We start from the raw sequence: 25,258 nt of genomic DNA on the forward strand, positions 1-25,258 counted from the left end.
TAGGTTGTCGTTTGAATGCGCTCAGGTTATGTTTTTATGTGACTTTTTGAAATTTATGGATATTGAAGTGACAATATATGTATCTTTTTGCTGCGTGAAGCGACATATGAAGGATGGCGACATATGAAGCAAGAGCAGGCCGTTAATCAGGGTAGCGATCGATCAGAGCTAATCGCTGTACTTAAAACTGCATTGAAGGCCAAAGGGTTCACTTACCGCGACCTAGCGGAAACATTAGGCGTTTCGGAGCAGAGCGTTAAGCGGCTTTTTCGTGATCAGGATTGTTCTTTAAGCAGGCTGGAGAAAATTTGTGAGGCGATTGGCGTCTCTCTCCTCGATCTGGTGCTGGTGGCGCGTAATCGTCAGGAGCCGCTCACCCGGATCACCCCGGAACAGGAGCGCTTTCTGGCGTCCCATATCAGTCATTTCAATATTTTATTTCTGCTCACGCAGGGATACAGCGTCACTGATATTCAGGCGCGTCATGGTTTATCGCAGGCGCAGATGTACGCCTTTCTACGCGCGCTGGAAGTCTGGCGCTTTCTGGATATCAAGCAGGGCCTGGAGATTCGGCTGCGAGTGGAAGGGCATTTGAGTTTTCCTCTGGGAGGCGCGTTGCATGAGCATATTAAAAGCATGAACAGCCGTTTCCTGTCACAGGTTCTGGATGAATATGAGCAGGAAGACCGACTGTTCGACAGCGGGTTTCGGCGCGTCTCGCAAAGCACCCTGCAGCGCTGGCGACGGGAGATGGAAGAGCTGGTCCGCCAGGTGCGGCGCAGCGCCTATCAGGACGAGCGGCTGCTGCCGGCGGATCAGCTGGTTCCGGTAAAATGGACGCTGTGTCTGAGCCCCTTTGACTGGTTTGCGCAGTTAGAGGTCAATCCTGAGGATGCTTTGGCCGCTATACCGAAACAGGAAAATTAAGCGGATTCAGTCCGCGCTTTGGTTTGAGGCAGTCAAGAAGGCGCGCCGGCGTTGTCGCGGAACTCGCCGGGCGTCACCCCCGTATGGCTCTTGAAGCTGCGGTGAAAGGAGCGCACTTCCGCGAATCCAAGCTGGCGGGCGATATCTGGAATAGGGATGTCGGAGTGGGCCAGCATATCCTGCGCCATCTCCAGGCGTACCTCGTCGAGTAACTGCTGGTAGCTGCTATGGGATTCGCTCAGCCGTCTCTGCAGCGTACGGGCGGTGACGCCAAGCCGTTCCGCCACCATATCCTGGCGGCTGACGCCATGGCGCAATTGATAGCGAATGGCGTTCTTCACCCGGGTCAATAAGCTCAGGTCTTCCTCGTCCAGCGTTTTGATCTGGGCGCTGGCGTGGCTTTCCAATGTTTGCCGCAGCAGCAGATCTGGTTGCCGTAAAGGCGTGTCCAGCAGTCTGTCGTTCACCACCAGCCCGCTCACTGGACTGTCGAAGATGACCTCACATTGGAAAGCGCGCTGGTAGGCGGGTTTAAATTCAGGGCCGGGAGACGGATGTTCAAAAAGCACCTGCAAGGGGGCGGCGTTGTCCGCATTCGCGAGCCAGCGGGCGAAGTTGACCCAGGACGCCAGCACATTGGCGATCATATGCGGGCGCACATCCGGATCAGGGTAGGCGCAGTCCCATCGAATCAGAGTCTGCCCGCCTTCTTGCGTCAGACTGGTGACCCCCATGTCGCCAACCAGCTTTTCAAAGGGAATGATGCGCTCCACCGCTTCCCGCAACGTGCTGCAGCTCATGACCAGATAGCCCAGCACGCTATACGAACCCGGCTGCACATAAGCGCCGCTTTTCAATCCCAATAGCGGGTCCTGCGCCTGTTGTGTGAGATCCCGCAACAAGGCCTGAAATTGATCGCCATTAATGCGCGTATGCTGCCCTCCTTGCAGAATAGCTGGATCAACGCCGGCGGCGGCGAGAGCGCGATCGCAGTCCAGACCGGAGTCGGCGGCGAAGCGCAAATATTGATTGATGGCGGGAACGGAGGCGAATCCCAAGTGCTGGTTGGCGTTCATTTTTTATGTCTATTACAACGTTTATTGACGTTTGTCGCCAAATGATACCGGGGCTGTCTTAATCCGACAGTGACTGACGACGGATTTTAATTAGTATATGCCGCAGAGAACAGGCCCGAAATGGCGACAGATCATAGGGCTGAGGTCCGTTACAGCGGCGACGCTGCTATCGACGGACGCAGACAGCGTAAGAAACAGGTTCACACCGGGAGACACGTATGCGGCGTTGGAATGGCTGGGGCGATGAAAATAATGGGATGGAGCTGCCGCCTGGCGGCGTTGGATTTCTTCATGAGCGCGTTGGTAAGGCGACGCCGCTTGCTGACGCGTCGCTGGAGAGTGTGCTGGCGCGAACGCCGCTGTCACGTCTGCCTGCGCATCCTCTGATTACCACTGACGCCGAGACCCGCGTCAGACATGCGCGGGGGCAAAGTCTGCCGGACTGGCTGGCCATGCGCAGCGGCGATTTTCAATTTTTCCCTGATGGCGTGGCCTTTCCCGAAAGCTCAGAGGCGGTGCGCGAATTGTTGGACTTCTGCCTGGAGAGGGACATTGTCGTCATTCCCTACGGCGGCGGCACCAGCGTGGCGGGACACATCAACCCGTTTGACTCGGACAAGCCTATCCTGACGATAGATATGGGGCGCATGAACAGTCTGTTGGAGTTGGATGAAGAGAGTCAGCTCGCCACTTTTGGGGCTGGGACGCCTGGCCCGCATCTGGAAGCGCAATTGCGGGCGCGGGGTTACACCCTCGGACATTTCCCCCAATCCTTTGAACTGTCCACGGTGGGCGGTTGGGTCGCCAGCCGCTCCAGCGGGCAGCAGTCCCTGCGTTATGGCCGTATCGAGCAACTGTTTGCCGGCGGCCGCGTCGAGACGCCCCGGGGAACGATGTATATCCCCACTTTTCCCGCCTCGTCGGCGGGACCGGATATTCGTGAAATTATTCTGGGGTCGGAAGGGCGCATGGGGGTGCTCACGGAAGTGAAAGTGCGAGTGACGCCCCTGGCGGAAAAAGAAGATTTCTACGTCATCGTGTTCCCTTCCTGGACTCAGGCCAAAACCGCCGCCCGCGAGCTGGTTCAGGGCAAGGTGCAGTTGTCCATGCTGCGCGTCAGCAACGCGGTGGAGACGGAAACACAATTGGCGCTGGCGGGACATCCCAAACAGATCGAATGGCTGGAGCGCTATCTGAAGTGGCGCGGGGCTGGCGCAGGTAAGTGCATGATGACTGTCGGCGTGACCGGGACCACCGAACAGTGCCGCGCAGCCAGGAGCCAGCTCAATGCGCTGATCAAGCGTCGGCAGGGCGTCAACACGGGTACGTTGCTGGGACGTAAATGGGCGCAAAAACGCTTCCTGATGCCATACCTGCGCGAAGCGCTATGGCGTGACGGCTATGTGGTGGACACCCTGGAAACCGCCACCGACTGGGATAATGTCGATCACCTGCTCAACAAAATCGAAGCCAATCTACGGGCAGGTCTGGAGCGGGAAGGGGAGCAGGTGCATGTGTTCACTCACTTGTCGCATTTCTACGGACAGGGCTGCTCCATATACACCACCTATGTTTTTAAATCAGGCTCCAGCTATGAGGAAACATTGGCGCGTTGGGAGCGCATGAAAACCTCCACTTCCGACATGATTGTCAACAATCGCGGCACCATCAGTCACCAGCACGGCGTGGGTAAAGATCATGTGCCTTACCTGCCGGTGGAGAAAGGGGAGCTGGGCATGTGCGCGATCGCGGCGTTATGTCGGGAGTTCGACCCACAACAGCTGATGAATCCGGGAACCCTGATCGCCAGCGTGGAGGAGCCGCAAATCGCTGCTAAAAAAGCCGCCAAACGAGGTGATGTATGGACAACCTGAGCTACTGGCGGCCACAGCAACGAGAAAAGCTCTGGGACATGCTGGAATCCGGCAAGCATGTCTGGGACCTGGTGATTGTCGGCGGTGGCGTGACCGGCGCCGGTATTTTGAGGGAAGCCGTAAGATACGGCCTGAAGGCGCTGCTGGTGGAAAAGCGCGACTTCGCCTGGGGCGCTTCCAGCAAGTCATCGAAAATGGTGCATGGCGGGCTGCGTTATCTCGCCTCGGGGCAGCTTTCTCTGACCCGTCACTCTGTGCGCGAGCGGCAGCGTCTATTGGAGGAAGCGCCTGGGCTGGTGGAGCCGCTTAACTTTTTGATGGGGCATTATCGGGGTGAATTTCCCCCGGGGTTTATTTTTCAGCGGGTGCTGGACGTATACGACCGTATGGCGGGCGCGCGTAATCACGAAGCCTTTAGGCCGGAACAGGCTGCCTATCTGGCCCCGGGCATAAACGCTGAGGGACTGCGCAGTCTCAGTCGCTTTGGCGACGCAGTGACTGACGACGCCCGACTGGTGTTGAAAATCCTGCGCCAGGGCGTGGCGGAAGGCGGCGTGGCGGTGAATTACTGCGGCGCCAGAGAAGTTGTGCGCGTCAATGGACGTCTGCATGGCGTGGTGCTCCATGACGCTATCGCCGACCGCAATTGTGAAGTGCGTGCGCGGGTAGTGGTGAACGCCACCGGCGCCTGGTCGGATCAATTGCGCATGCAGGAAGGCGTTGGCGCGCAAATACGCCCTCTACGCGGCAGCCATCTGGTCTTGCCCCAATGGCGACTGCCGGTCGCCTACGCGGTGAGCGGATTTCACCCGGATGATAAGCGTCCCGTTTTCGCGTTTCCCTGGGAAGGCGTCACCGTGGTGGGCACCACGGACCTCGATCATACCCAGGACATGGAGCAGGATGTCAGCATCAGCGCCGCCGAAATGGATTACTTGATGCGCGGTGTGAACCATATGTTTCCGTCCCTGGGATTGCAGCCGGAGGAAATCATGTGTACTTACTCCGGCATTCGCCCTGTCGTATCAAGCGGCGCGGCGGACCCCTCCAAGGAAAAGCGCGAACATTCGATCTGGAATGATAATGGACTGATTTCCGTCGCCGGGGGCAAGCTGACCACATTCAGATTGATTGCTTTGGATGTGTTGCAGGAAGCGGCCCGCTATCTCGATGGCGTGGCGTTCAATGCTTCGGACGCCCGGGTATTCGCCAATGGCGCGCCGCCTTACAGCCAGGAATGCGGCGTATCGGCGTCGGTGTATCGGCGGTTATGCGGACGTTACGGCTCTGCCGGAGCTTCTATGCTGGAGAAGGACAAAGAGCGCCTGCGGCCCATTACCGGAACCAATCTGCTCTGGGGGGAGATTGATCACGCGCTGCAAAACGAATCCGTGGTTCATCTGGACGATCTGATGTTGCGGCGTACCCGTCTGGGCCTGCTGGCGCCGAACGGCGCGGAAGCCATGCTGGAGGAAATCGGCCGGCGTTGCCAGCGTTATCTCGGCTGGTCGGAGGCGGTTTGGCGTGACGAGGCGAATCGTTACCGGAATCTGTTTCAGCGCCATTTTGGCGTGCCGGGTGTGACCATTATTAATAATGATGCGGCTCAGGCACAGCGTAAAACTGAGGAGACCGGGGCATGACCACGGCCGCTTCCGCTCGTACTTACGTCATGGCCATAGACAATGGCACTCAAAGCGTGCGCGCCCTGTTGATCGACGACCTCGGTAATGTGGCCGCCAAAGGCAAACAGCCTATCGAGCCCTATTTTTCAGAGCAGCCAGGCTGGGCGGAGCAGCATCCTGAGTACTATTGGGAAGCGTTGGGAGAGGCTTGTTGTCTGATGTGGCGCGACAGTCCAGTGGCGCCTGAACAGGTCGCGGCGGTCACAGTGACGACGCAGCGCGGCACGGTCATTTGCGTTGATCGGGATGGGGCGCCTTTACGCCCCGCCATCATCTGGCTGGATCAGCGCCATGCGCAGGCGGAGGACAAATTAGGCGGCGTCTGGGATGTGCTGTTCAAAATCGCCAGGGTGAAGGAGACCGTCAAGCGCTTTCGGGAAAAGACCCAGGCCAACTGGCTGGCGCAACGGCAACCGGATCTCTGGCGGCGCACGCACAAATTTTTATTGCTATCGGGTTACCTGAATTTTCGTTTGACCGGAAACTATGTGGATTCTATCGGCAGTCAGGTGGGATACATCCCCTTCGACTATAAAAAGCTACGCTGGGCGCCGGCGCGAGATTGGAAGTGGCGCGCGATGCCGGTATGCCCGGAGCAACTACCTGACTTGGTTGAGCCGGGACAGTCGGTAGGGACGTTGACTGCTGACGCCGCGACCTGGCTAGGGTTGCCCGCTGACCTGCCGGTTATCGCAGCAGCGTCTGACAAGGCCTGCGAGATTATTGGTTCGGGTGGCTCCGCTCCTCACATCGGGTGTATGAGTTACGGCACCACCGCCACGATCAACGCCACTAACGCCAAGTATGTGGAAGCCATTCCCTATATGCCGCCGTATCCTTCCGCCATTCCCGGACGCTACTGTACGGAAGTTATGATTTATCGTGGTTTTTGGATGGTGAGCTGGTTCAAGAAGGAGTTTGGTCTGCGCGAGGAAGGCGTGGCGAAAGAACGGGGTATTGAGCCGGAGCAATTGTTTGACGAACTGGTCGACGCGGTACCGCCAGGTTCTATGGGGCTGACTTTACAACCCTATTGGTCCCCCGGCGTGCGCAGCCCTGGGCCGGAGGCGAAAGGAGCGATTATCGGTTTTGGCGACGTGCATACTCGCGCTCACATGTATCGTGCGATCTTGGAAGGACTGGCGTATGCGCTGAGGGAAGGGCGGGAAAAAATCGAGAAGAAGTCAGGCGTCAAAATGCGCGTGTTGCGCGTATCCGGCGGTGGTTCGCAGAGCGACGCCGCCCTGCAATTGACGGCGGATATCTTCAACCTTCCTGTAGAGCGTCCTCATACCTATGAAACCTCCGCGCTGGGCGCCGCTATCGACGCCATGGTCGGACTGGGGGTGCATCGGGATTTTGATGCCGCCTTCGCCGCCATGACCCGGGTAGGGAAAACCTTTCAGCCGCGACCGGAGGTGGTAAGCGTATACGAGCGTTTATATTCCGAGGTGTACTTAAAAATGTACCGGCAGTTGCAGCCTCTCTATCAATCGATCAGGGAGATAACGGGCTATCCGGGATAGAGTGCGACGAGATGACGATGGAGATTAGCGGGGGGGGATATAAACAAAAAGGGGCGACAAACTGCGTCACCCCAAAGAAACCTGCTAAGGATAAAAATGAAACAAAAAGGCAAGGAAACCTGGAGATCTGAATCCCAAAAGAAGCAGGGGGTACTACTTAACCCCCCCTGCTCTAAGTGGGGGATACTACTCAAATCCACGATTTAATCTTAGTGTCCGCCGGCCCGAATCTCAGTTGTGTTTGAGTAATGGGTTGTTTTTCTTTTGTAACAAAAGAATATAACGGAGCGGCTGCTGAAACATTTCTGTTATTGACGTAAGTATTTGTTATGCCGGGCCAGAAAGGGCTTTAAGTTTATAACCCGATTGGAATAAGGGGGTTGCGTAAAGAGCGGTGTTCTGGCAGTTTTGATTTGGCGTGATGTAGATTGACGAGCAGACATTAAAAAGCCGGGAAGACTATCCCGGCTTTTTAATGGTGACGCCTCAGATCATTCGAGGACTGATAACGAGACGCGGTTATTCTGCGTCTTTGGCTTCGTCGCTGACTTCCGGCCACAGGGCCAGAGCAATAGTGGCGGTTTCATAGGCGTACTGCAGGCGGCGCAAGGCGACTTTTTCCACTTGCTGGGCCTTTGGCGTTGTCGTGCTGCCGTCGATGGCGCATACGCTGGTGCCTGCCTGAACGGAAACGAAGCCGGCGGTGGTTTTGAACGCTTTCAGATTGATGCCGTCGTGAATGCGGCGATAGCAGCTGGTAGTGCACTGCTCCAGACTGGAAAACTGGCCAATGACCGCGAACTGATTCTCGGAGATTCGACAGACCGTATCCAAAGGTCGGGTCAGGTGGCGCAGGCGGCGGGACACGCCGTTGGCGATCTCTTCAAGAATGGCCGGGTTGAAGTGCTTTTTGATGGTCTGCCAGTTCTTGATGCCCAGCAACAGATAACTTGCAGCGCCGCCGCGGGACTCCATTTGACGCAGCGTATCAGTAAGGCGCTCGCGGGCCAGCACCTGATTGCCCAGGCCGGTCGCCAGATCCAGCACATTGCGTTCCTGCAGTTCCTTGATGTTATCCATCAACAGTTGATTGGCCACCAGCAGAGTGTTCTGCATATCGGAAATCCGGTCTGCGGCGAACACGCGGGGCAACAATTGTTTGTTCATCTCTGATTTATAAACGAAGTCGTCGACGCCGCGATCAAAGGCTTCGGCCAGTGCTTCCACGCCTTCTTTGGCGGTCAGCAGAATGATGTAGGTAAAGTGATTGCTGGCTTCGTCAAGTTGCCGAACCTTGGCCGTCAGTTCCAACCCATCCATTTCGGGCATCAGCCAGTCGGCGATCAATACGCTGACGGCGCGTTCTTCAAGCATTTGTAGAGCGGAGGGGGCGTTGTGGGCGATACGCACATCGTGATAACCGGAGTTTCTCAATGTCTTGGCGATCATGGCGCTGCTGAATTTGGCGTCGTCGACCACAAGGATGGATAAATCTAGATTCGGCATGGAATAAGTCCAGTTCAACCTTATTGGTTATACATTTAAAAATTCTCGATAGTTCAATAAACGTTCCGGCGGATGGGATCGCCGGGATGGGTTGTATGAAGTGAGAACTTTCGTAACCGGCCGCGATAATCGGCCCGGGCTTGCCCCGCCGTCAGGCCTGGGCGGTTGGTCTGGACGTGCGTTCTTGCAAGACTTTATTTGAAATAACTTAGTTGTCAGAAGTATAGCTGCATTTTTCGTGCGAGTTATAATAAACGGCTTGTAGTTTATTGCTATCGGACACATGGCGGATCTTGCCGACACACCCAGGTGTAACGTTGTGTTTACAGTTTTGCATGCAGCCGCGTCAGGATCGCGTCCGCAGGGTATGCCGGGAAAGCTATTTGTTAGTGTGGCGGCCAGGAATGCTGTTGAATGTCCGTATTCGTCGCGGAGCCGACGAAACACGCTCGCCAGGCGCGACCTTTACTGCGTGGGCGGGTATGATGGGCGCAAACGTTAATGACTATTTGGAGAATTGAATGCCTTCGTTTGATATTGTTTCAGAAATAGACCGTCACGAACTCACCAACGCGGTGGACCAGGCCAATCGGGAACTGGAAATGCGGTATGACTTCCGGGGCGTCGAGGCTTCATTCACTCTGGCTGAAAAATCGGTGGAAATGGCGGCGGAGCAGGAGTTCCAACTGGAGCAGATGCTGCTGATCCTCAATACCACATTGTCCAAGCGCAAAGTTGATCTGCGCGTACTGGGCGACTCAACAGATCAAAAATCCGGCAAGCAAGTGAAGCGCTCCTATGCGCTGAAAGAAGGCCTGGAGCAGAAAGTGGCGAAAGACATCGTCAAGAAGATCAAAGAAAGCAAAATGAAAGTGCAGGCCTCTATCCAGGGCGACCAGGTGCGCATTACCGGCAAGAAAAGAGATGATTTGCAAGAAGCCATCCAGTTGCTGCGTGGCGACGAGTCCCTGGATGTCCCAATGCAGTTCAATAACTTTCGCGACTGATTTTTCAGGGCCGGTTTCTCACCGGCCATTTCTCACCGCATATTCTTACTACATAGTAAGCTTCAGGATGCTGGAGCTTTGCCTCGCCTGACTATATCCTGAGCCAGAATTTCTCCCGCAAACAAAAGGTTGTGAAACTTGGAAACGCCGACCTCCTGGCGCGATGGGGTGCGCTATTACCTCGACAAACGCCTGTTGACCATTTTTGTATTTGGCATCTCCAGCGGCTTTCCCGCTGTCATGATTGGCTCGGCGGTCACAGCCTGGTTGAAGGACGTGGGCTATTCGCGCACGGATATAGGTTTTTTTGGTCTGGTGTTCCTGGCCTACTCAACCAACTTTTTGTGGTCGCCAGTGGCGGACCGCGTGCGCTTGCCTTGGCTGACGCGCGCGCTGGGGCAGCGTCGCAGTTGGGTGCTGATGATGCAGGCTTTAGTGGCGGTATGTTGCTGGGCGATGTCGGGAGTGGATCTGGCGGATGATTTGCTGCTCGCCAAGTCCATCGCCCTGGCGCTGGCGTTTTTCGCGGCGACGCAGGATATCGCCATCGACGCTTATCGCATCGATGTCGTCCCGGAAGGGGACGGAAAGATGATGTCAGCGGCGTCAGCTATGGCCACCGCCGGTTGGTGGACGGGCTACGCAGGTCTGGGCGCTGCGCCTTTTATTCTGGTGGGGCGCTGGGACTGGGGCTGGGCCGATATGTATGTACTGATGGCGGCTGTAGTCGTTCTGCTGATGGCGTTCACCTGGCTGGCGGCCATCGAGCCTAACAACAATCGCGAGGGCGGCCAGCAGGCGGCGGAATCCCGTTATGCGAGGGTGCTGGGGTCAAAAGGCGAGGCGAAGCCGCTCGCTATGTTTGTCGCACTGATGGTGATGATCGCGTTGGCGGTGTGGTCCATTATCGGCAAGCCAGGGCTGGCGGAAGAGTGGCGCGCCTCCACGCCGTTGACCCTGTTTATCGCCATGGCGGATCTGGCGGCGTTGGCCTGGATGATCCGCACCCTGTGGCGTTGGGAGTCGCAAGCGGCGCAGGATGCGCCTGAGAGTCCCACAACTCGCTGGGATCAGCGCGCGTTGGTTTGGCTGCTGACCACCTTTATCGAGCCATTGGCGGAGTTCTTCCGTCGCAATGGCGTGCAGTTGGCGGCGTCGATCCTGTTGTTTATCTTCTTGTTCAAGATCGGCGAGGCCTTTCTCGGCAAGATGTCGGTGGTTTTCTATAAAGAAGTGGGCTTCACGGACGAAGAAATTGGCATCTATTCCAAAGCGGTTACCTGGTGGGTGACCATCGTGTTCTCAATATTGGGCAGTCTGGTCAATATCCGCTATGGGTTATATCGAGGCCTGATGATCGGCGGTATCGCTATGGCCGCCTCCAATCTGATGTTCGCAGCGCTGGCGATGGTAGGGCCGAGCGTACCCATGCTGGTGTCCGCGGTGGTGGTGGATGGCTTTACGTCCGCCTGGTCCACGGTCGCCTTTGTGGCGTTTTTGTCCGTCATGTGCAACCGCGCTTTCACGGCGGCGCAGTATGCTCTGATGGCGTCCCTCGGAACCTTGGGGCGAACCTTGCTGGCCTCATATAGCGGCGCGTTGGTGGATAGTCTCAATGGCGATTGGGTGGTGTTCTTTATCATTACCACGCTGATGATTACACCGAGCCTGATCTTTTTAACCTTCCTGAGAGTGCGTCTGGAAGCCGTTTTGAAATGACGGTGAGGGCGGCTTCAGGTCAGGGCGCCCATTGAAAGCGTTTCAGGGGGATGCGTCCGTTGTGAACCTCGACGCCTTCTTGCGTCAATGCGCTTTGCTGACGAAAAAACGCTTTGGACTTTGGGGGGAAGGAGATTTTCCCCTGACTGTTGATAACCCGGTACCAGGGAATGCTGGAGCCGTCCGGAAGCTGTTTCATGGCGTATCCCACATAGCGGGATAAACCAGGCAATCCCGCGAGACTGGCGACTTGCCCATAGGTCGCCACTTTTCCAGGAGGAATCTGGCTGACAACGAACCAGATAGCTTGCAGTTTTTCCTGTTGACTGAGTTCAGACATGGTCGCGGCGCTGATTGGTTAATGAAGCTTTTGGTGATAAGAAGCGGGGTTCTGCTTCACGGTGAGGTAAAAAAGCAAGGGGCCGAAGCCCCTTTTGGCTAGATTCGCAGCGCCCCATCTACTTCGATGACGCGACCGGAAAGGTAGTCGTTTTCCAGAATGAAGCTTACTGTCTGCGCAATTTCATTCGGTTGGCCCATGCGACGCAAAGGAATTTGCTTGGTCATCATCTCCAGCGCTTCGGGTTTCATCGAGCCGGTCATTTCCGTTTCGATAAAGCCGGGCGCGATCGCCATGCAACGAATGCCGAAGCGCGCCAATTCCTTCGCCCAGCTCACGCTCATGCCCACGACGCCGGCTTTGGCGGCTGAGTAGTTGGTCTGGCCGATGTTGCCGGCGCGGGAAATGCTGGAAATGTTGATGATGCAGCCCTTGCGGCCGCTTTCCAGCATCTTGGCGGCGGCTTCGCGTCCGCACAAAAACACGCCGGTCAGGTTGACGTCGATAACGGACTGCCATTGCTCCAGGCTCATGCGGTGAGTGACCTGGCCGTCTTTATATTTGATCAGCATACCGTCCCGCAGGATGCCTGCGTTGTTGATCAGCGCATCGACGCCGCCGAAGTCTTCGGCAATTTTGGCGAACACGCTTTCAACATCCGCCTCTTTGGCGACGTTGCACAGATAATACTTGGCTTCAGCGCCCAGCTCCTCGCATTTGGCGACGCATTCCTGCAGTTTTTCTTCTGACAGGTCAATCAGCGCCAGACGGGCGCCTTTTTCGGCGAGATACAGCGCCATGGCGCGGCCCAGGCCCTGGCCGCCACCGGTAATCACAACCACAGAATCTTTCAATTGCATAACTTGTCCCACTCTCTCGATAGTGAAAAAACAATAATCTTTGTCCGTCGCGTTGAAATAGAAATAAACAACTCCATCTATAGTAACGACAGGTGAAGATACATACGCTTCATAGAGGGGAGCGGACCGCCAGGGGCGGGACTCCTCCACGCTGAATTACCGCTTACTATATTGAATTATATGGTGTTCTAGGGTTTGCGGCTGCGCCGGGAGGCGCTCGTAAAGCCAGTATTATGGCAGTAATTTCGCCGACCACCAAACGGTCCAGAAACCGATTTCCACCTGCATAACACTGGCTGATGTAACGACGGAATCATGCTAAGCAGAATACCTTTTCTTATCCCCCTCATTGCGCTCATTGAGATTTATCTGATCATTGAAGTCGGCGGCGCCATTGGCTTCTGGCCGACGGTATCGATTTTTATCGTCACTGGATTTGTCGGCGTGACCATGCTGCGACGGCAGGGATTTTCTCTGCTGAGCAGTCTGCAGGCGAAAATGCAGGCGGGCGAGACTCCAGCGGGAGAAATGCTGGAAGGCGTAGCGCTGCTGATTGGCGGAGCCATGCTGGTGACGCCGGGCTTTTTGACCGATTTCATGGGGTTTCTTCTGTTGACGCCATTGACGCGCAAGTTGCTCATCGGCCGTATTGGCGGCGCGTTGTTGCGTAGCGGGCGAGTAGTAAGCCGCAGTTATAGTCAAACGACCTATTCTTCGACCTCTGAACGAGACGGCCCTTTCCGCGGAGATCCCTCTGGCGGCCCACGACAAGGCGCTGGCGGGGATAAAGTGATTGAAGGCGAGTACACCCGAGAGGACTAGGAAAAAAATTTAAAAAAATTATAGCCGGGGTGTTGAAATCCTCGCCCCGGGCCCCATTTAAACCTCCACAATTTAAGCACTCGGCGTTCCTGGTCCAACCCGGATGTCCGGCTGCTGTTTAAAACCAAAAAGTCAGCTAGTTAAATGTTCTAACTGGGAGAAAAAGCGAAATGAAAATTCGTCCGTTACACGAACGTGTTGTCGTGCGCCGTAAGGAAGAAGAGACCAAAACTGCCGGTGGTATCGTGTTGCCCGGCAATGCGGCAGAAAAGCCTTCACAGGGTGAAGTTCTGGCTGTGGGCGAAGGCCGTATTTTGGATAATGGCGATGTCCGTCCGTTGGCGGTCAAAGTCGGTGACAAGGTGGTTTTCGGCCAGTATGCCGGCAGCACCGTTAAGATTGATGGCGAAGAGCTGTTGATCATGAGCGAAAGCGACATCTTCGGCGTAGTCGAAGGCTAACACTCCGAAACTAAAGACTTTTGTCATCAACTAACAAGTAATGGGATTTTGTTATGGCAGCTAAAGACGTTAAATTTGGCGATTCCGCGCGTAAGCGCATGGTGGCGGGCGTTAATACCCTGGCCGACGCAGTTAAAGTCACTTTGGGTCCAAAAGGCCGCAACGTGGTTCTGGACAAGTCCTTCGGCGCGCCTACCGTCACTAAAGACGGTGTGTCCGTAGCTAAAGAAATCGAGCTGAAAGACAAGTTCGAAAACATGGGCGCGCAAATGGTTAAGGAAGTTGCTTCCAAAACCAACGATGAAGCGGGCGACGGCACCACTACTGCAACTGTACTGGCTCAGGCGATCCTGAACGAAGGCCTGAAGTCCGTTGCAGCGGGCATGAACCCAATGGACCTGAAGCGCGGCATCGACAAAGCAGTTATCGCTGCGGTTAAAGAAATCAAGAACATCTCCCGTCCTTGCGAAGACTCCAAGTCCATCGCCCAGGTTGGCACCATCTCCGCCAACAGCGACGAGCGCATCGGCAACATCATTGCTGAAGCGATGGAAAAAGTTGGTAAGGAAGGCGTTATCACTGTTGAAGAAGGCAGTGGTCTGGAAGACGAGCTGGACGTGGTTGAAGGTATGCAATTCGACCGTGGCTACCTGTCTGCTTACTTCGTAAACAACCAAGACAGTATGAGCGCTGAACTGGAAGATCCTTTCATCCTGCTGGTTGACAAGAAAATCTCCAACATCCGCGAAATGCTGCCTGTACTGGAAGCAGTAGCCAAGTCCTCCAAGCCTCTGCTGGTGATCTCTGAAGATCTGGAAGGCGAAGCGCTGGCGACTCTGGTTGTTAACAACATGCGCGGCATCGTAAAAGTTGCGGCGGTTAAAGCGCCTGGCTTCGGCGATCGTCGTAAAGAAATGCTGCAGGATATCGCTATCCTGACCGGCGGCACCGTTATCTCCGAAGAAGTTGGCCTGAACCTGGAAGGCGCTACTCTGGATGACCTGGGCACCGCTAAGCGCGTTGTTGTCACCAAAGAAAACACCACTATCATCGATGGCGCTGGCGCTAAGAGCGACATCGAAGCGCGCGTTGCGCAAATCCGTCGTCAAATCGAAGAAACTTCTTCCGATTACGACCGTGAGAAGCTGCAAGAGCGCGTTGCTAAACTGGCTGGCGGCGTAGCCGTTATCAAAGTTGGCGCAGCGACTGAAGTGGAAATGAAAGAGAAGAAAGCCCGCGTTGAAGACGCGCTGCACTCCACCCGCGCTGCGGTTGAAGAAGGCGTGGTGCCTGGCGGCGGCGTAGCGCTGGTGCGCGCACTGCAGGCCGTTTCTGACCTGACTGGCGACAATGCTGATCAGAACGTCGGCATCAACCTGCTGCGTCGCGCGATGGAAGCTCCTCTGCGTCAGATCGTCGCTAACGCTGGCGGCGAGCCTTCCGTAGTTGTGGACAAAGTCCGTCAGGGCGAAGGCGCATTCGGCTACAATGCCGGCACTGAAGTATACGGCGACATGCTGGAGATGGGTATTCTGGACCCTGCGAAAGTTACCCGTACCGCACTGCAGTCCGCTGCGTCTATTGCTGGTCTGATGATCACTACTGAATGTATGGTTTCTGACCTGCCTGAAGACGACAAGAAAGGCGGCATGCCAGACATGGGCGGCATGGGCGGAATGGGCGGAATGGGCGGCATGATGTAATCATCCCCCGATAACGCTCCCGCGGAAAACCCGGCTTCGGCCGGGTTTTTTTATGGCGTGAAGAACCTGAAGCGGACGGCGGGGTCTATTAAGAATGTTTAACCTCAAACTCGTTGCCAATGTTGCAAATATTCTTTAGAAAACACTGCTATGCTTTTGTTACCATGTAAAAATTTTATAGCCTGCATTTTGAGGCGAAGATAAAAGAATTCTGCTGTTCACGACAGTCGTCTTAAACCTCCCGGAGGCGAAGCCCGGTCAGTGACAATGGCCGCCGAGGCTTGGCGTAGTAGGGTTTGTCGATTCAACAATTAGAATGTAGTCCATTGCGCATATGCATATGCTCAGTGGTTGATTGGGAAGGTTGTAGGCCAAAGAAGTGATAAAAAAAATTGTGGGATTGGTTATTATTGGCGGTCTGACCTATCTGGCGGGGCTGGTGTTGCTCGTGCCCGTGGAGTTTGTGTGGCGTCAGGCCGGCGTTCCCGCCAACCAACTTCCCGTGCGTGTGCAGAAGCTGCAGGGTACGCTTTGGGAAGGCAAAGCGCTGATTTCTCATTCTTGGGCCACTGGCGTGCTGGATTGGGACGTATATCCATCCGGTCTGCTGCAGATGGGCGACGCTCTGGCGCTGAACTTTCGCGCCAACAAAATCGATATAGACGCCAAAGCCGCATTGGATGGATTCGATCAGGTCCGGGTGCTTGCTGACGGTTCTTTGGATCTGGCGGCGCTGGCGCCGGCGTTGCGCCGCCATCGTCTGAATCTGAGCGGAGAGCTGAAGATCAGTGGCTTGGACGTAACGCTGGACACCGATACGGGTCTTCCTGTGCGAGCTTCAGGGCGAGCGCAGTGGGCGGGCGGGCCGGTTACCTATCCGATGGGCCGGGAAAATAAGACCGCCACAATGCCTCCGTTGCAGGGGCTGATTAAACAGGAGGGTGAGGAAATTCACCTGGAAGTACTGGATAGCACGGAAAACAAACCTGTTATGAGCGCTCAGGTAACGCGGGACGGCACAGCGAAGATACAAATTCGCAAACGGTTGCTGGACTTGGCGGGCGCGCCCTGGAGTAAACAGGCGAATCCTGACGACATTGTTTTCCGGGTACAGCAACGGATACTTTAACGACCCATGTTGACAGGCCATATTACTAAGATAACCTGGGTGCTCTTGCTCGCCATCGTCGTAATGCTGGCGTGGCAGGCCGCAAGGGTGACCTGGGGCGTTTGGGCGGGAACCCCGGACATTATCGTCATGCCGGTCGGCGGCGTGGCGAATGCAAACAAGAGTCAGGCGACGCAGGCAAACTATCCTGCGTGGAATTTATTCGGCAAGGCGGAAGATAACTCCGCTAAAAAGGCGTTGAGCCAAGTGGATGCGCCGATTACTGCGTTGAGACTGGACCTGTATGGGGTTGTAGTCGGCGGCGAAGAGGGCGGGTCCGGCGCTATCATTGCGGAAAAGGGAAAATCGGCCGAATATTATCGTATTAATGAAATGCTGCCCGGCGGAGCCAAATTGTCAGCAGTGTTTCCTGATCATGTGTTGATCAGTCGGAATGGCGCCTTGGAGAAGCTGGCGTTTGACGATTCCGTCGCTGTTGCGGGCAGCGCCATCGAACAGGTGGCGAGACCCAAAAACACGGGCGCGATCGACTCTCCTGAAGAGTTCGTCAACGTCGCGCAGAAGAGATTGGAGGAAGATCCGCGGGGAGCCTTGGCTTCGGTGGGTCTGGCGCCAGTGAGTAGCGGCGAAGGAGCGTCCGGCTACCAGTATGATGGCAATAACCCAATGTTGGGCGCCATGAACCTGCAGAAAGGGGATGTGATTCGTTCAGTGAACGGTCATACCCTTGGCAACATCGAGCAGGATAGACAGATGATTCAGCAGCTGTATGAAAGCGGCATGCTGGAGGTGGAAATAGAACGGGATGGGGCGACTTTCACTATCAGTTACCCATTACGCTGAGCCAGTTACCCGCTGCGCTAAGCGACTTCCTCAAAGTAATGAAAATCAAAAAAAGATTGTTGAATGGACATGAAACATTTTAGAGCCTTTACATTTGCCTGGTTGTTGATTGCGGGTTTTTTCTCCGGCGTGGCGGGGGCCGAAGATCAGACATGGAAGGTCAACCTTAAAGACGCTGATATCCGCGCCTTCATTACTCAAATCGCCGACATCACCGGTTACAGCTTTGTAGTCGACCCCAGGGTGAAAGGCAAAGTCACTGTGGTGTCGAACGCCGCCATGGGGCGTGATGAAGTCTACGAAATGTTTCTTTCCGTGTTGAACGTGCATGGCTTCGCGGCGATTCCTTCCGAGGGAATCATCAAAATTGTGCAGCAGAACGAGGCCAAGCAAACCGCGGAGAACACCTCGATTTTTAAGACGGTGCCGCAGGAGCAGTTGGTGACCCGGGTCATACAGGTCAAGAACGCCAACGCCCTTGAACTGGTGCCGATTCTACGTCCGATGGTGGCCAAGTATGGACACCTTGCCGGCGTCGCCGCCGCCAACGCCCTGATTATCAGTGACCACGTTAATAACATCGCCCGTATTGAGCGCATCGTCAGTGAGCTCGACAGCCCTTCTAACTATCAACTTGAAGTCATCCAGTTGAAAGACGCCTGGGTTGGCGACATGGTTAAGCTGTTAGAAGAGCTGGCTCCCTCCGAGCTGGGTAAAGGCGCGCCAAAAGGGCCCGCCAACAAGTTCAGCGTTGTGGCCGACGAGCGTAGCAACCGTCTGATCCTGAAAGGTGATGAGAACTTCCGCGATAAAATGCGCCTCCTTATCGCCAAGCTGGATCAGCCTGCAGCAGTGAGCGGCACCACCAAGGTGATCAATTTGCGTCATGCTGACGCAGAAGCTCTGGCTGAATTGCTGAAAGGCCTGATGGGCGATATTGCGCCTGCAAAAGGCGAAGGCGCGGCAGCAGCTCCTGGCGGCGGCAAAGTCAGCATCTATCCAGATGAAGGTTTGAATGCGCTGGTAGTGCGGGCGGAGCCTTCTATGATGAAAGAGATTGAGGCGATCGTTCAGCAGCTGGATGTGCGTCGTGCGCAAGTATTGATCGAGGCTGCGATTGTGGAAATCAGCGATGGCCTGAGTCGTCAGTTGGGCGTGCAAATGGCCGCTGGGGATTTGACTGGCAAGTCTGGCCCGGCCACCGTTACTAACTTCACTAACGTGGGCATTTCCGCCTCGGCGATACTGGCGGCGATCGCCAGCAACTCAACTCCTTCCATTGGCGGCGATATCGCTGCGGTGGCGATTGGCGAGGCTGACGGCAAGAAAGGTTGGGGCGCGTTGATTCAGGCATTGGGCACCAGCGGGCAGGCGAACTTGCTGTCCACGCCAAGCATCATCACTATGGATAACCTGCAGTCTGAAATTATCGTTGGTCAGAACGTGCCATTCCGTACCGGGCAAACCGGCACTGGCACTGACGGCACCAGCAACCCGTTCACTACTATTGAGCGTCAGGACGTAGGCTTGACCTTGCGTGTGACGCCAAGCATCAGTGACGGCGATCTGGTCAGGCTGGAAATCGAACAGGAAACCTCTTCCATTGCGCCTTCCAACGAAAGCGCGTCGGACATCATCACCAATAAGCGTCAGATCAAGACCTCCGTCTTGGCGGACAATGCCGAAACTATCGTGCTGGGTGGTCTGATGAGCGAGAACTACAAGCTGTCAGAAGCCAAGGTGCCGCTGCTGGGGGATATCCCGCTGTTAGGCGCGCTGTTCCGCAGCACCAAGCGCGAAAAAGACAAGCAAAACCTTCTCGTGTTCCTGCGCCCGACTATTCTGCGCAACAAGGAAGAAGCCAAGAAGGCGAGCCAGGATAAGTATGATCAACTGTGGGAGCTTAACCTGAGCATCAAACGCGATCATAAAGGCGATAAGCATGCAGAGACCATGATCAAGCCTTCTATGGACAGCGTATACAGAGAGAACGCGTTCGAGCAGTAATACTTCTCAGTTCAGGCGGCGGACAGGCTCCGCCGCCTCGCTCCTGATTCCTTCCTTTTCTCTCCTAATTATCAAACTCGTCGCTGGGCTCTAGAGGCGGCATCGGACACCCCATTACCGCCGTTGCGGCGCGCAGCAACTCATATTCCTTCAAGCTGACATAGCCATCGTAACTGACGCATTGTGCGAAAGCCTCGACCACAGCGGGTTTAAGCAATGCCGACAACTGTGACAGTCTGTTGAGCGCATCCGCAAGCTGATCGGAAACCAGTCTGGAGTGAAAGCTTGCATGCAGGTGAGGGAAGTTTTGCGACATCACTTGTTTGAAGAACTGGCTGGGATTGTTTTCCGGGCTTGCGCCTGCAGCTGCGACGCCCAGACGAGCAAAAGCGGAAAGCATCAGTGCAATTTCATTGCTGGCCTGTTCGTAGCGATTCAGCGTTTCTCGCTGTGGAGCGAAGTTCTCATCCAGCTGCGTGCGTAATAGGGCGAGGATGGCGAATTCCGAAAGTGTCGTGCGTTCGTCCAGGGCGACAATTTGCTGCGCCGTAGCGACGACGTGGGAGCGAGCGGCGATGTCGCCTCCTTTCAGCGCGCCAAGACAGACTTCTAAAAGCGGTAAACGGTGATTGGCCGGTAATGTCGTGATCTTGCGTTCAAGACTGTCGAAATCTGGTGTGCTTTTTATCGGGATTCCCGATGAGTGCAGGATGGTGTCGCCCACGGGCAATCTGATTGGCGACTCCAGCAGCAGTAGAGTATAGATCATGCTTTCCGACTGACTTGGCGTATGCAGGGCGTCGCCAAAGGTGGTCTGCAACCGTTGCAGTGTTCGCTGGCTCCAGTCTTGCGTCGCCTGCGTATGACGTCCAACTTGCCTGGCGATGCCTGCGCTTTTGATTTGCTCCGTGGAGGGCGGCGCGCTTTCTGGAGCGAATCCTGATGTGGCCGGGAGAGCTCTTGAGGTTGTTGCTGCAGTTTGTTGCGCTTGACCTTGGTTGCGGCGCGCGCGCTGCTTGGTCAGAAAAAGCGGGTCCACAGCGCGAATGCGCTCGTCCAGCGGCGGATGGGAAGCGAACCAGGCACTCAGCTTCAGACTTTCGCCAAAACACATATGGTTGACCTCCTGGGCGCTGGACGTATGTCCCAGGTAGGAGTGTGTCTGGCTTTCCCTGATCTTGAAAAGCGCACCAGCGATACCTTCTGGATTGCGGGTAAACTGCACCGACGACGCGTCCGCCAGATATTCCCGTTGGCGGGAAAGCGCAGCTTGAATTAAGCGGCCAAAAAACAGACCAATATAACCCAATACGAATAGAGTGAATCCTGCCGCCAAGACAATGATTACCCCACGCGCGTCGCGTGAGCGCCTACCGCCGCTGCGACTGGACATTCGCAACAGAAAGGCGCCGGTGGAGCCTATCAGAAGGATGCCCGCGAGAACGGCGATAATCTGTACGTTCAAGCGAGTGTCTGCGTTCAGAATATGGCTGAATTCATGGCCAATAACGCCTTGTAACTCATCCCGGCTGAGTGAGTTAAGCGTACCGGCGGTGACGACCAGAGACATGTCTTCAAGCGTGTAGCCCGCCACAAAGGCGTTGATGGCCTCTTCCTTGTCCATAATGTAAATGCTGGGGATGGGCACGCCGGAAGCGATGCTCATTTCTTCCACGACATTGATCAGGCGGCGTTCGTTTGGATTTTGGGTCGCTGCGTTGATCTGGCGTGCGCCGACCATCTGCGCTACGGATCGTCCGCCGCTCCTCAATTGTAAAAAGCGTTTTCCTGCGCCCAATGCGACAATGGCGATGACAGCCAGTGCGACCCACCAGGCTGGGCCAGCCAGCCAGATGTTTGGGGTCATGCGCGCGTCCACGAACTGGTGGTAAGCGATGAACCCGGCGATATTAATGGCGAGCGCTATGCCGATCAAAGCGGCGGCGAAATGGAGCAGGAGTAGACCGGAGAGCTTGCGCGCGCGCTCTTGCTTGGCGAAAAAATCCATGACTTGTCAGGAATTAGTTAAAGCTGACTTTTACAGCCTGACGAGCCTCCGCGGACTCAACCTCAAACATCTCCGTTTCTTTGAAGCCGAAAAAGCCGGCGATAAGATTGCTGGGGAACTGTTCCCGATAGGTGTGATAGGTCATTACGGCATCATTGTAAGCCTGACGGGCGAAGCCAACTTTATTTTCCGTGCTGGTGAGCTCTTCCATCAACTGTTGCATGGTTTGATTCGCCTTGATGTCCGGATAGTTTTCAGACACGGCGTAGAAGTTCGCCAGAGCGCGGCTCAGCATGCCCTCGGCCTGAGACAGCTGTTTGATGCGGTCTCCTTCTTCAGGACGTTGCGCCGCCGCCTGTTGCGCATTGATCGCCTGGTTGCGCGCCTGCATGACTTTCTCCAACGTGTCCTGCTCATGCTTCATAAACGCCTTGGCGGTCTCCACCAAGTTGGGAATCAGGTCATGACGACGCTGCAACTGTACGTCTATTTGGGCGAAAGCGTTCTTGAAGCGATTCTTCAGAGACACGAGTTTGTTGTAGATGGATATCAGATAGAAGGCGACGGCGATGATGACGACAATGCCGATAATCGCGGAAATGCTCATTAATAGACTCCCGTAAAAGAATGTTTTCCCGCATGTTAAATGAGGGTGTTACGCAAGTTCCACCCTTATGCGCGGCGTCAGACGTGATGAGTTGGTGGTCAGGTCTGCGGCGCGTGACTGACTTTCATGAACTCAATGAACTCTTCCGGCGGCACCGGCTTACTGTAATAGTAGCCCTGCGCCAGCGTGCAGCCGTCATGCTTCAGGAAGCGCTCCTGCCGTGGCGTTTCCACGCCTTCGGCGATGACGTCCAGGCGCAGGCTTTTGCCCAGCTGGATGATGGCGTGCACGATTTGGGTGTCGTCTTCGTCTTTCATCAGGTCGCGGACAAACTGTTTGTCGATTTTGATCTTGCGGATAGGCAGCTGCTTCAGGTAACTGAGCGATGAATAGCCGGTGCCGAAATCATCCACGGCGCATTGTATGCCGAATTCGCTCAGGTGGCGCAGGGAAGTGATTGCCTGATTCAGATTCTCCATGAAGCTGGTTTCCGTGACCTCCAGCTCGATGAGCGAGGTAGGGATTTGGCGGCTTTCGATGATCTTCAGAACATGAGGCGCGAACTCTTTCTGCCTGAGCTGGTTGGCGGACAGGTTTATCGCCACTTTGATGTTGAAGCCCTGGTTGCGCCACTGATTAACCTGAGCGCAGGCCTCGTGCAGCACCCAGTCGCCAATTTCAAGAATGGTCTCATTGGCCTCAGCAATGGGAATGAAGACATCAGGAGGCACCAGGCCGCGTTCTGGATGACGCCAGCGCAGCAACGCCTCACAGCCTACAACCTGCTTTGAATTCAGGTCCATTTGCGGCTGGTAGACCAAAAACAGCTCGTTATTTTGTATGGCCCTGGAGAGATCTTTCTCCAGTTTTTTACGTTCGCGGATTTCGCTGTCCAGGCTGGCGACGTAGAACTGAAAGTGATTATTGGCGACAGACTTGGCCAGCATCATGGTCTGTTCGGCCTTTTGCAGAATTTTCTCCGCATCGCGGGCGTCATCCGGGTAAATGGCGATGCCGATGGTGCAGGATACGGGAGTCAGTTGGTCCTCAATCTCGAACGGACGACTGATTTCCCGAAGCAGTGACTCAGCGAAAGCCGCCACCCGGTAACTGCTGCTGACATTAAACAGGATCAGGGCGAATTGGTCGCCGCCGAGCCGGCAGACCGTATGCACGCCGTCCCGCTGCGACAGCAGTCTCTCGGCGAAGGCTTGTAGCAACTTGTCTCCCTGGCTATAGCCCAGTTGTTCGTTGATCGACTTAAAGTCGTCGATGCCGACGCAAAAAACCGCAAATTTCTGGTTCAGCGCCTCAGAGTCATCCACCGCTGCGGCAATGTAATTACTGAACAGGGAGCGGGTTGGCAGGCCGGTGAGGGAGTCGTACTGGGATAGCTTGATGATCCGCGCTTCCGCCGCCTGACGCTTCTGTTGGTGCTCTTCTATAGACTGCAAAAGGCTGTTGGCGGCCCGCACCCAGCTGCCCAGTTCGTCTCTTTCATGTTGGCGGGGAACCGGAAGCGACTGTAAACCGGGCTCAGCGGGGTTGATGCGCAGCAGGGAGTTGATAATGGCCTTGAGCGGCGCGGTTAACAGGAAGTGGTAAACCAGATGCAGGACAAACGCCAAGAGCAGGGCGCGCAGCAGGCCGGTCATAAAAATCAGTATGGAGCGCTCCAAAAACAGCGCCGATTTCGGTGCGGTATCTACGACGATCTTTAGCTCGCCATAGTAGGTCGGTTGCGGCGTTGGGCGGAATAAAGAGATGGCGTACTCGCGCTCTTTGCCGAAGATGGCGTCGGTCATCCAGCGGCTTTGGGTTTCCTGCAGGGGTTTGGAGAGTTCAGCCAGAATAGTCTGATTGGGATGAGCGATGGCTGCATAGCGAATGGACGGTTTTTCGAACAGGCCTTCCAGAACCTGTTGCGCCAGGTCGGGGTCGATACTGTATACCGCCTGAGTGGCGGGGTCGCGCACAATGGCCAGGGTTTGTCTGGCCTCGTTGTCCATTTCCTCCACGGCGCGCATGGATTCAAAAATAATCTGACCAATGCTGAGTAAAACGCCTACCGCCAAAGCGGTAAACAACACCCAGTTCATTAATTTGGCGGACAGACTATGTCGCCATTTTACTGGAGCGTTTTGCTTTTCTTGAACCATGCTGATTGATTGCTTCGACGCCGACGGTGGTGTTTGTGTCAATCTTATTATCCCCTGCTATAGAAAGTGTAGTTATATACGGGGCAAAGTAACAGCTTAGGCGCGCGGGTACAGAGGGCGTGGCGGAGAGAAACTGAATATCTGGTGAGTGAGATAAAAAGCGGGAGAGTGGGGGCTGTCTGGAGATGAATCACGCCGGGGCGCTGGGCCCCGACGTTGGAACGGATTAAGCGGCCAGGTTTTTGGCGACGAAATCCCAGTTCACCAGATTCCAGAACGCATTCATGTAGTTAGGGCGAACGTTTCTGTAATCGATGTAGTAAGCGTGTTCCCAAACGTCAACGGTCAGCAGTGCGGTTTTGCCGTCAGTCATTGGCGTGCCTGCGTTGCTGGTGTTGAAGATTTCCAGTGAGCCGTCAGCGTTTTTGACTAACCAGGTCCAAGCGGAACCGAAGTTGTTAACGGCTTTGTCAGTGAATTGGGTTTTGAAGCTTTCGAAGGAACCGAAAGTTTTGTTGATGGCGTCCGCCAGCTCGCCAGTAGGCTCGCCGCCGCCGTTAGGGCTCAGGCAGTGCCAGTAGAAAGTGTGGTTCCAGATCTGGGCGGCGTTGTTGAAAACGGGGCCGCTCTTGGAAGCCATGATAATCTCTTCCAGAGACTTCCCTTCGTACTCAGTTCCGGGCACCAGACCGTTCAACTTATCGACGTAAGTTTTGTGGTGCTTACCGTAGTGGTATTCGATAGTTTCTTCGGAAATGTGCGGCGCAAGCGCATTTTTTTCATAAGGGAGGGCAGGAAGTTCAAATGCCATGAGATTTTCTCCGTCTTTTTAAGTGTGTAATCCCGTGTAAGTCTCTGATTCTAGAGTATACAGACTGAGTAAGAAGAGATAGCTCCGAATCTCCGGAAATTCAGCCTGCAGGCTCAGGGTCATCACAGTATCACCCTGGGTATTGATGCCGGTCAGATGGCGACCGACAGAATTCTTTTGGTTGATCG

The 25,258-nt window shown here is 55.3% G+C and carries 20 protein-coding genes; 12 read left to right on the forward strand and 8 right to left on the reverse strand.

The window, feature by feature from the left end:
- Positions 1–123 precede the first annotated feature (123 nt).
- A complete protein-coding gene (locus EUZ85_RS12230) occupies positions 124–927 on the forward strand; it encodes a helix-turn-helix transcriptional regulator (protein ID WP_127969565.1) in 804 nt (267 codons plus the stop codon).
- Between the two features lie 32 nt (positions 928–959).
- On the opposite strand, the gene EUZ85_RS12235 is transcribed toward EUZ85_RS12230, so the two are convergent.
- A complete protein-coding gene (locus EUZ85_RS12235) occupies positions 960–2,003 on the reverse strand; it encodes an AraC family transcriptional regulator (RefSeq protein WP_127969566.1) in 1,044 nt (347 codons plus the stop codon).
- A gap of 218 nt (positions 2,004–2,221) precedes the next feature.
- Here EUZ85_RS12235 and EUZ85_RS12240 point away from each other — a divergent pair, with 218 nt between their 5' ends.
- The 3 genes from EUZ85_RS12240 to EUZ85_RS12250 are packed head-to-tail and all read left to right on the forward strand — an operon-like array spanning position 2,222 to position 7,088.
- On the forward strand, positions 2,222–3,877 hold the full coding sequence (locus EUZ85_RS12240) for an FAD-binding oxidoreductase (RefSeq protein WP_127969567.1): 1,656 nt from the start codon (positions 2,222–2,224) through the stop codon (positions 3,875–3,877).
- Positions 3,865–5,520, forward strand: a complete 1,656-nt coding sequence (locus tag EUZ85_RS12245) for a glycerol-3-phosphate dehydrogenase/oxidase (protein WP_127969568.1) — start codon at positions 3,865–3,867, stop codon at positions 5,518–5,520. The genes EUZ85_RS12240 and EUZ85_RS12245 overlap by 13 nt, the downstream gene beginning before the upstream one ends.
- Positions 5,517–7,088 carry an FGGY-family carbohydrate kinase gene (locus EUZ85_RS12250; protein WP_127969569.1) on the forward strand — a complete coding sequence of 524 codons (1,572 nt, stop codon included), beginning with the start codon at positions 5,517–5,519 and terminating at the stop codon, positions 7,086–7,088. The genes EUZ85_RS12245 and EUZ85_RS12250 overlap by 4 nt, the downstream gene beginning before the upstream one ends.
- Before the next feature lie 519 nt (positions 7,089–7,607).
- On the opposite strand, the gene EUZ85_RS12255 is transcribed toward EUZ85_RS12250, so the two are convergent.
- Positions 7,608–8,594 (reverse strand): response regulator, encoded by a 987-nt coding sequence (locus EUZ85_RS12255; protein ID WP_127969570.1) that lies wholly within the window; start codon positions 8,592–8,594, stop codon positions 7,608–7,610.
- A 521-nt stretch (positions 8,595–9,115) separates the two neighbouring features.
- Here EUZ85_RS12255 and EUZ85_RS12260 point away from each other — a divergent pair.
- A complete protein-coding gene (locus tag EUZ85_RS12260; RefSeq protein ID WP_127969571.1) occupies positions 9,116–9,601 on the forward strand; it encodes a YajQ family cyclic di-GMP-binding protein in 486 nt (161 codons plus the stop codon).
- A gap of 138 nt (positions 9,602–9,739) precedes the next feature.
- Complete coding sequence (locus tag EUZ85_RS12265) at positions 9,740–11,320, forward strand: MFS transporter permease (protein WP_127969572.1); 1,581 nt, start codon at positions 9,740–9,742, stop codon at positions 11,318–11,320.
- A 19-nt stretch (positions 11,321–11,339) separates the two neighbouring features.
- Here the strand turns inward: EUZ85_RS12265 and EUZ85_RS12270 are convergent, their stop codons facing one another.
- Both EUZ85_RS12270 and EUZ85_RS12275 read right to left on the reverse strand, forming a co-directional pair.
- Positions 11,340–11,660: an MGMT family protein gene (locus tag EUZ85_RS12270; protein WP_127969573.1), complete on the reverse strand. Its 321-nt coding sequence runs from the start codon at positions 11,658–11,660 to the stop codon at positions 11,340–11,342.
- A 98-nt stretch (positions 11,661–11,758) separates the two neighbouring features.
- On the reverse strand, positions 11,759–12,520 hold the full coding sequence (locus EUZ85_RS12275) for an SDR family oxidoreductase (RefSeq protein WP_127969574.1): 762 nt from the start codon (positions 12,518–12,520) through the stop codon (positions 11,759–11,761).
- Between the two features lie 315 nt (positions 12,521–12,835).
- Between EUZ85_RS12275 and EUZ85_RS12280 the strand changes: the two genes are divergently transcribed.
- From EUZ85_RS12280 to gspD, 6 genes are all read left to right on the forward strand, one after another.
- On the forward strand, positions 12,836–13,342 hold the full coding sequence (locus EUZ85_RS12280; protein WP_127969575.1) for an FxsA family protein: 507 nt from the start codon (positions 12,836–12,838) through the stop codon (positions 13,340–13,342).
- Positions 13,343–13,512: 170 nt separating this feature from the next.
- Positions 13,513–13,803 carry a co-chaperone GroES gene (groES, locus tag EUZ85_RS12285; protein WP_127969576.1) on the forward strand — a complete coding sequence of 97 codons (291 nt, stop codon included), beginning with the start codon at positions 13,513–13,515 and terminating at the stop codon, positions 13,801–13,803.
- Positions 13,804–13,856: 53 nt separating this feature from the next.
- Positions 13,857–15,506: a chaperonin GroEL gene (gene groL / locus EUZ85_RS12290; protein WP_127969577.1), complete on the forward strand. Its 1,650-nt coding sequence runs from the start codon at positions 13,857–13,859 to the stop codon at positions 15,504–15,506.
- 379 nt (positions 15,507–15,885) lie between these two features.
- The gene (gene gspN, locus EUZ85_RS12295; protein ID WP_164887229.1) at positions 15,886–16,635 is read left to right on the forward strand and encodes a type II secretion system protein N; all 750 of its coding nucleotides are present in this window, start codon (positions 15,886–15,888) and stop codon (positions 16,633–16,635) included.
- A gap of 6 nt (positions 16,636–16,641) precedes the next feature.
- Positions 16,642–17,478, forward strand: coding sequence for a type II secretion system protein N (locus tag EUZ85_RS12300; RefSeq protein ID WP_127969578.1), 837 nt, complete (start codon positions 16,642–16,644; stop codon positions 17,476–17,478).
- Between the two features lie 63 nt (positions 17,479–17,541).
- Positions 17,542–19,485, forward strand: a complete 1,944-nt coding sequence (gspD, locus tag EUZ85_RS12305; protein ID WP_127969579.1) for a type II secretion system secretin GspD — start codon at positions 17,542–17,544, stop codon at positions 19,483–19,485.
- 64 nt (positions 19,486–19,549) lie between these two features.
- Here gspD and EUZ85_RS12310 read toward each other — a convergent pair whose 3' ends face one another.
- The 4 genes from EUZ85_RS12310 to sodB form a co-directional block, all read right to left on the reverse strand.
- The gene (locus tag EUZ85_RS12310; RefSeq protein ID WP_127969580.1) at positions 19,550–21,493 is read right to left on the reverse strand and encodes a M48 family metallopeptidase; all 1,944 of its coding nucleotides are present in this window, start codon (positions 21,491–21,493) and stop codon (positions 19,550–19,552) included.
- 13 nt (positions 21,494–21,506) lie between these two features.
- Positions 21,507–22,100 carry a LemA family protein gene (locus tag EUZ85_RS12315; RefSeq protein WP_127969581.1) on the reverse strand — a complete coding sequence of 198 codons (594 nt, stop codon included), beginning with the start codon at positions 22,098–22,100 and terminating at the stop codon, positions 21,507–21,509.
- A gap of 98 nt (positions 22,101–22,198) precedes the next feature.
- Positions 22,199–24,259, reverse strand: a complete 2,061-nt coding sequence (locus tag EUZ85_RS12320; protein ID WP_127969582.1) for a bifunctional diguanylate cyclase/phosphodiesterase — start codon at positions 24,257–24,259, stop codon at positions 22,199–22,201.
- A 226-nt stretch (positions 24,260–24,485) separates the two neighbouring features.
- Positions 24,486–25,070, reverse strand: coding sequence for a superoxide dismutase [Fe] (gene sodB / locus EUZ85_RS12325; protein WP_127969583.1), 585 nt, complete (start codon positions 25,068–25,070; stop codon positions 24,486–24,488).
- Between the last annotated feature and the right edge of the window lie 188 nt (positions 25,071–25,258).

It is taken from the genome of Hahella sp. KA22 (assembly GCF_004135205.1).
GTDB lineage: Bacteria > Pseudomonadota > Gammaproteobacteria > Pseudomonadales > Oleiphilaceae > Hahella.

What these genes read in the sequence shown, in the direction of transcription:
- EUZ85_RS12235 (WP_127969566.1), bottom strand. Translation starts at nt 2,003, where the DNA reads ATGAACGCCAACCAGCACTTGGGATTCGCCTCCGTTCCCGCCATCAAT.
- EUZ85_RS12320 (WP_127969582.1), bottom strand. Translation starts at nt 24,259, where the DNA reads ATGGTTCAAGAAAAGCAAAACGCTCCAGTAAAATGGCGACATAGTCTG.
- groL (WP_127969577.1), top strand. Translation starts at nt 13,857, where the DNA reads ATGGCAGCTAAAGACGTTAAATTTGGCGATTCCGCGCGTAAGCGCATG.
- EUZ85_RS12300 (WP_127969578.1), top strand. Translation starts at nt 16,642, where the DNA reads ATGTTGACAGGCCATATTACTAAGATAACCTGGGTGCTCTTGCTCGCC.
- groES (WP_127969576.1), top strand. Translation starts at nt 13,513, where the DNA reads ATGAAAATTCGTCCGTTACACGAACGTGTTGTCGTGCGCCGTAAGGAA.
- EUZ85_RS12255 (WP_127969570.1), bottom strand. Translation starts at nt 8,594, where the DNA reads ATGCCGAATCTAGATTTATCCATCCTTGTGGTCGACGACGCCAAATTC.
- EUZ85_RS12315 (WP_127969581.1), bottom strand. Translation starts at nt 22,100, where the DNA reads ATGAGCATTTCCGCGATTATCGGCATTGTCGTCATCATCGCCGTCGCC.
- EUZ85_RS12275 (WP_127969574.1), bottom strand. Translation starts at nt 12,520, where the DNA reads ATGCAATTGAAAGATTCTGTGGTTGTGATTACCGGTGGCGGCCAGGGC.
- EUZ85_RS12280 (WP_127969575.1), top strand. Translation starts at nt 12,836, where the DNA reads ATGCTAAGCAGAATACCTTTTCTTATCCCCCTCATTGCGCTCATTGAG.
- EUZ85_RS12270 (WP_127969573.1), bottom strand. Translation starts at nt 11,660, where the DNA reads ATGTCTGAACTCAGTCAACAGGAAAAACTGCAAGCTATCTGGTTCGTT.
- EUZ85_RS12310 (WP_127969580.1), bottom strand. Translation starts at nt 21,493, where the DNA reads ATGGATTTTTTCGCCAAGCAAGAGCGCGCGCGCAAGCTCTCCGGTCTA.
- gspD (WP_127969579.1), top strand. Translation starts at nt 17,542, where the DNA reads ATGGACATGAAACATTTTAGAGCCTTTACATTTGCCTGGTTGTTGATT.
- EUZ85_RS12260 (WP_127969571.1), top strand. Translation starts at nt 9,116, where the DNA reads ATGCCTTCGTTTGATATTGTTTCAGAAATAGACCGTCACGAACTCACC.
- EUZ85_RS12245 (WP_127969568.1), top strand. Translation starts at nt 3,865, where the DNA reads ATGGACAACCTGAGCTACTGGCGGCCACAGCAACGAGAAAAGCTCTGG.
- EUZ85_RS12230 (WP_127969565.1), top strand. Translation starts at nt 124, where the DNA reads ATGAAGCAAGAGCAGGCCGTTAATCAGGGTAGCGATCGATCAGAGCTA.
- sodB (WP_127969583.1), bottom strand. Translation starts at nt 25,070, where the DNA reads ATGGCATTTGAACTTCCTGCCCTCCCTTATGAAAAAAATGCGCTTGCG.
- EUZ85_RS12240 (WP_127969567.1), top strand. Translation starts at nt 2,222, where the DNA reads ATGCGGCGTTGGAATGGCTGGGGCGATGAAAATAATGGGATGGAGCTG.
- EUZ85_RS12250 (WP_127969569.1), top strand. Translation starts at nt 5,517, where the DNA reads ATGACCACGGCCGCTTCCGCTCGTACTTACGTCATGGCCATAGACAAT.